Below are 5573 nucleotides of genomic sequence, written 5' to 3'. Positions count from 1 at the left end.
CCAGCAAGGGAGTTGCGACGCACCATGCAGAACCGAGCTAGCGTGAAGCACCACCCCCACGACGACGCCCCCGACACGACGGAGGCCTTCCGCAGGCTCGCCTCGCTTCCCCAGGGCCCCGAGCGCGACGCGCTCCGCGACGAGATCGTCGAGGCCTGGCTGCCCATGGCCGAACGGCTCGCGGGTCGCTTCCGCAGCCGTGGCGAGAGCTTCGAGGACCTGCGCCAGGTCGCGTTCCTCGGCCTGGTCAAGGCCGTGGACCGGTACGACCCCGAGCGCGGGCACGCCTTCGAGAGCTATGCCGTCCCCACCGTCACCGGTGAGATCAAGCGGCACTTCCGCGACCACATGTGGACCCTGCACGTGCCGCGGCGTGTCCAGGACCTGCGCAACCGCGTCCGTTTCGCCGTCCAGGACCTCTCGCAGACCATCTCGGGCCGCAGGCCCACCGTCGCCGAGATCGCCGAGCACGCCAACATGAGCGAGGAGGACGTCCTGGTCGGCCTCGAGGCCCTGGAGAGCTTCACGGCGCTCTCCCTGGACGCCGAACTGCCCGGCAGCGAGGACGGGTACTCGCTCGGCGACTCGCTCGGCTCGCCCGACCCGGCGCTCGACACCGTCGTGGACCGTGAGGCGGTCAAGCCCCGCCTCAAGGCCCTCCCGGAACGCGAACGCGCCATCCTGTACATGCGCTTCTTCGACGACATGACCCAGAGCAGCATCGCGGAGCGCCTCGGCATCTCCCAGATGCACGTCTCCCGCCTGATCAGCCGCTGCTGCTCCCGGCTGCGCGAGCAGGTGATGCGGGACGCCGTCTAACCGACGGCCCGCAGGGCCAGCGCCATGTGACGGGACATCATGTCCATCGCCTGCGCCTCCGCCATCGAGAACGCCGGCCGGGCCCCACTGCGGAACAGCGTGAGCACTCCCCGCACGGTGCCCCCGTCGGTGAGCGGCACGCACAGTAGGGACGTCACGTTCGCGCGGATGAGGACGGGGGCACCCGAGGCGTCACGTCCGAAGGCCTCCGGGTCCTCCGGCCGCACCCGCAGGACCGTGGACCCGCCGTGCGCCGCCTCGACCACGAGGGGGCACCCGGCGGGGTCCTGCGCGACCAGCGCGGCCACGTCCTCACCGGGCGGCCCCAGTACCGCCGTACGGGTCAGGCGTCCGTCTCCCGTGTCCGCCACCACCCAGTCCGCGAACCGGCCGTGCAGTACCCGGGCCGCCTGCTCCGGGACGGCTCCGGCGGGCGCGGTGAGCAGGGCGCTTGTCATCGCGTCCAGCAGGTCCATCAGCGCCGCGTGCCGAGCGGTCTCGGTCAGGTTCGGGATGCCGCCGGGCGGGGTGTGCTCGCCGGCCGGCACCCGGGTGTCAGCGGGCTGAAGCACCACCATGACCGCCGTGCGCGGCTCCCCGCTCGGCCGCACCGCGACCAGCGTCGCCCGTACCGGCACCGACGGATGCTGCGGCAGACGCACCGTCATGCTGCGGTCGCCCTCGCCGCGCGCCACCGCGGCCGTCTGCGAACGGAACGCCGCCCGGTCGGCGTGCGCCAGAAGCCCGGTCAGCGGGCGGCCCGTCGCATACCCCGCGCGGACCCCCGTGAAGGAGAGGGCCGCGAAGTTCAGCCGTCGCACCACCGTCTCGCGGTCCACCAGCGCGACCGGGACCGGGAGCCGCTGGAAGAGGGTCTTGAGCAGCTGCTGCTCCTGGCGCTCACCGGAACCGGCCGGGGCGGCCCCGGCGCCCGTGAACAGCCGTTGGTACGACGGCCACAACCGGCCCGCGACATGGTCGAGTTCGAAGATCGCCGCGTCGAGCACCGAGGGCAGGTCGTCCGTGGGTATGGCACGGGCCGCCTTGAGTTCCGCCACCCGGCGGACGAAATCCGCCAGCTCTTCACCGAATTCGTCCGTCTGCGCCATGCGACGAACCTAACCCGGACGGGTCGCCTCCCGGGCGCCCGCGCACGGAACCGGCCACCTCGTCACGGACGCCGTTTTCCACCGGGGTGAGCGGGCAGCCGCCCGGAGAGGAGGTGAAGAATGCGGGAGACGGGACAACCCGGTCACCACCCTGGGGGTTACCACCTGACAGCAGAATCCCCCGAGTCCGCCCTCCCGGGGCGCCGGCTGTCGGAACTCGTCGAGCAGGCCGCGCGGTGCACCCCCGGCTGCTGCGGTGCCAGCACCACGGTCGTGGAAGGCGGTGTCGAGGGCGCTACGGACCGGCCCGCCGCCGTCACCCACCCCGATCTCGCCCCGCTCGTCACCGTCCAGCTCCGCGGCGGCGACGGGCCGATCCCCGCGGCCCTGGAGTCGGGCGAGCCCGTCGAGACCCCGGACCTGCTGCGCGAGGAGCGCTGGCCGGAGTACCGCGCCCTCGCCCTCGACGCCGGCGTACGGTCCAGCGTCACGATCCCCTTCCGGCGTTCCGGGCTGGCCGTCACGCTCACTCTCTACAGCTTCCGGCCCGGGACCCTGAAGGGTGTCCCGCACGGCCCCGCCCGGGTGCTCGGTGACCTCGCCGTGGGCTGCCTGGTGCGCGATCGCTCCTACCGTGCCGCCCTCACGGAGCTGGACCAGCTCGGCGCCGCCCTGCGCTCCCGGCCCGTCGTCGACCAGGCGTGCGGGATCGTGATGCACGTCCTCGGCTGCGACGCCGAGACGGCCTTGCAGGTACTGCGCCGCATCTCCCAGGGCGCCAACCGCAAACTGGCCGACGTCGCCGCCGGCGTCGTCGACAAGCGGGGCCGCGGCCTGGAGCGGGAACTGGTGTCGCTGGCCGGCTGACCTCTCGGTGCGCGGCCTGCCCCTCACCCGCACGGCGGTGCCGGTCGCGCGAATGGGGCACGGCCGCGCGCGGGCCACGGCCGGGCGGGCTGTCATGGAGGAACCCGGCCGAAGGAGCCCGCCCCATGCGCTGCACTGCCCGAGTCCTGTCCGCCGCCGCTCTGGCCGGTGCCGCCCTGGGTGCCGTCGCCCCGAACGCGTCCGCCGATTCGTCCGCCGACGTCACCCCACGCTCCGTCGCGCCGGGCGAGACGGTCACCGTCTCGGTGTCCTGCGACGCGGTCGGCGACGGCCTGCCCGACGCCATCGAGGGCGCCTCCCAGGCGTTCGAGGGGGGCAGGGTGCGGCTGCACCGGGTCGACCGCGACGACGACGATGACCGGAGCGAAGGCCGGGGCGGTGCCCGCTACCGGGGCACTGCCCGCGTCCCGGCCGGCGGGAGCGTGAACGCCATCGCCGACCTGGCCGGCCGCGAGGCGTCGTGGGGCGTGGACGGACGGTGCCCGGGGGGGCCGGGCGGCCGTGAAAAACCGTGGACCGTCTCGTTCACCGTGTACGAGGAGGGCCACCGCCACCACCACGACGGTGACGCCCCGCCGAGCGGCAGGCAGCAGGAGGAGGAGCAGAGGGAGCAGTCGGGGAAGCAGCAGACGGAGGGGCAGTCCAAGCAGCAGGAGGACGGGCAGTCCAAGCTGCAGGGGGAGGGGCAGTCCAAGCAGCAGGGGGAGGGGCAGTCCAAGCTGCAGGGCGACGGGCAGTCCAAGCTGCAGGGCGACGGGCAGTCCAAGCAGCAGGGCGACGGGCAGTCCAAGCAGCAGGGGGATGGGCAGAGCAAGCTGCAGGGCAGCGGTGAGTCACAGCTGTCCGCGAAGCAGCAGGGGGACGGTCAGAGCAAGCAGCACGGTGACGGGCAGTCCCAGGCGTCCGGGAAGCAGCAGGGGGACGGACAGGGGTCCGGGAAGCAGCAGGGGGACGGACAGGGGTCCGGGAAGCAGCAGGGGGACGGACAGGCGTCCGGGAAGCAGCAAGGGGACAGCCAGAACAAGCAGAGTGAGAGTCAGCCCAAGCAGCAGAGCGACAGCCAGGGCAAGCAAGCCACGGGCAAGCAGCAGGGCGACCAGGGGAAGGAGAGCGCGGCCCAGCCTCCCGTCGGCGCCCAGCACGGAGTGCACGCCGGGGAGGGCGGCGCCTTCACCGACTCCGTGCCCGCCCTGGCCGCCGGCGGTCTCCTGATCGCGGGCGCGCTCGGTGCCGCGGTCCACCGGGTCTGGGGGCGCGGACGGTCCGGCCACGCCTGAACCCGCTTCCGTGATCCGAACACCTGACCCTGTGATCCGGGCAACCCGGCCGGACGCCCATGACCGGCGCGAACCCGGGGTACTCAGAGCCCGAGGGCGTCTTCGACACCGTAGAGGAACAGGAGTACGACAGCGGGCGGCGGCCACGGGTCGAGGGCGTGGAGCGGGCCGGAGCACGGGGGACCGGCGACGGCACCAGGGACTGCGCGGAGGCACGCATGCGGCGGACGGATCCGGAAGGGCACGGCCCCGTCCGTTACGGACCGCCCCTCCCCGAGCAGGGGCTGCCCCTCCTGCCGGGCCTGTCCGCGGCGCTCGCCGAGGTCGCCGACCACGACGGCACGGGCCCCTCCCGGCTGCCGGCCCTCCCGGACGCCGCGTGCGGCTACTTCGCCCGGCGCGGACTGCCCGCCGAGCCAGACGACATCGCCGCCGCCCCCGGCGCCCCCGCCCTTTTCGTCGCCGTCACCGCCGCGCTCGGCGGCGACGTACTCGTCCCCCGGCCCTGCCCGGCCTGGTGGGCTCCCCAGGTCCGGGCGCTGGGGCGGTCCGTGTTCCATGTGCCGACACCCATGGAGTGCGGCGGCGTTCCCGACCCGTACGCCCTCCTGGAGACCGTCCGCAGAATCCGCGCGGAGGGAGGCGACCCCCGCCTCCTCGTGCTCGCCGTCGCCGACGACCCCACCGCCACCGTCGCACCGCCCGAACTCGTCCACGAGACCGCCGAGGCCGCCGCCGGCGAGGGGCTGCACCTGGTCAGCGACGAGACCTGGCGCGACACGGTCCACCGGCCGCACGACACCGTGCTGCTCAGCCCCGCCGAGATGCTGCCGGACCGGGTCACCGTCGTCACCGACCTCGCCGGCCCCTTCCTGCCGCCCGGCTGGCCCGCGGCCGTCGCCCGCTTCCCGGCCACCGCCGACGGCGCCGGGCTGCGCGCTCGTGCCCTGGACGTACTCACCGCGCTCGGCGCCCGCATCGCCGACCCGGTCGCCGCCGCGGCCGTGTACGCGCTCGACGAGCCCGCCGACGTCACCCAGCGCCTCACAGCCGGCACCGCGCTCCACGCGCGCGTGGCCGACGCCGCGCGCGGGGCCGTGGTCGCGGCGGGCGCCCTCGTCCTGCCCCCACAGGCCGGCCGTCACCTCTACGCCGACCTTGAGCCGCTCCGCTCCGCGCTCGCCGCGCGCGGCGTGGGTGACGCGCAGGAACTCGAGGACCTTCTCACCGCCCGGCTCGGCATGCCCGCGCCCGGCGGCCACCGCTTCGGGGACGACCTCGCGGCGCTTCGCGTCCGTCTGTCCACCGGACCCCTCCTCGGCGCGACCGCCGCGGAACGGGCGCAGTGCCTCTCCTCACCGGAGCCGCTGGAACTGCCACACGTACAAGGCGCGTTGGCCCATGTCGGGATCGGTCTTCGACGATCTCCGCGACGGAAGCTCAGCGATGGGAGCCTCCTCGATGACGCAGCAGTCCGAGT

The 5573-nt window shown here is 74.2% G+C and carries 5 protein-coding genes; 4 read left to right on the top strand and 1 reads right to left on the bottom strand.

Translation table 11 applies throughout. The features are described from left to right. The first annotated feature begins 24 nt into the window (after window positions 1–24). Entirely contained in the window at window positions 25–819 is a 795-nt protein-coding gene (locus C3488_RS39030) for an RNA polymerase sigma factor SigF (RefSeq protein ID WP_103845562.1), read from the top strand. On the opposite strand, the gene C3488_RS39025 is transcribed toward C3488_RS39030, so the two are convergent. Then, window positions 816–1928 (bottom strand): GAF domain-containing protein, encoded by a 1113-nt coding sequence (locus tag C3488_RS39025; protein WP_103845561.1) that lies wholly within the window; start codon window positions 1926–1928, stop codon window positions 816–818. The two genes, C3488_RS39030 and C3488_RS39025, sit on opposite strands and share 4 nt — an antisense overlap. 120 nt (window positions 1929–2048) lie before the next feature. On the opposite strand from C3488_RS39025, the gene C3488_RS39020 reads away from it, so the two are divergent. The 3 genes from C3488_RS39020 to C3488_RS39010 all read left to right on the top strand — a co-directional run. Further along, window positions 2049–2795, top strand: coding sequence for an ANTAR domain-containing response regulator (locus tag C3488_RS39020; protein ID WP_103845560.1), 747 nt, complete (start codon window positions 2049–2051; stop codon window positions 2793–2795). 125 nt (window positions 2796–2920) lie between these two features. Further along, the gene (locus C3488_RS39015) at window positions 2921–4093 is read left to right on the top strand and encodes a hypothetical protein (protein WP_103845559.1); all 1173 of its coding nucleotides are present in this window, start codon (window positions 2921–2923) and stop codon (window positions 4091–4093) included. 59 nt (window positions 4094–4152) lie between these two features. Next, the coding region (locus tag C3488_RS39010) for an aminotransferase class I/II-fold pyridoxal phosphate-dependent enzyme (RefSeq protein ID WP_374955494.1) at window positions 4153–5573 on the top strand (1421 nt) is incomplete at its 3' end.

Source organism: Streptomyces sp. Ru72 (assembly GCF_002920635.1).
Taxonomy (GTDB): Bacteria; Actinomycetota; Actinomycetes; order Streptomycetales; family Streptomycetaceae; genus Streptomyces.
Note: the sequence above shows the minus strand (reverse complement) of the source record. Positions and strands in the feature narration are given on the sequence as shown.

Excerpts from the sequence above, each read along its gene's own strand:
- C3488_RS39030 (WP_103845562.1), top strand. The coding sequence starts at position 25 with ATGCAGAACCGAGCTAGCGTGAAGCACCACCCCCACGACGACGCCCCC.
- C3488_RS39025 (WP_103845561.1), bottom strand. The coding sequence starts at position 1,928 with ATGGCGCAGACGGACGAATTCGGTGAAGAGCTGGCGGATTTCGTCCGC.
- C3488_RS39020 (WP_103845560.1), top strand. The coding sequence starts at position 2,049 with ATGCGGGAGACGGGACAACCCGGTCACCACCCTGGGGGTTACCACCTG.
- C3488_RS39015 (WP_103845559.1), top strand. The coding sequence starts at position 2,921 with ATGCGCTGCACTGCCCGAGTCCTGTCCGCCGCCGCTCTGGCCGGTGCC.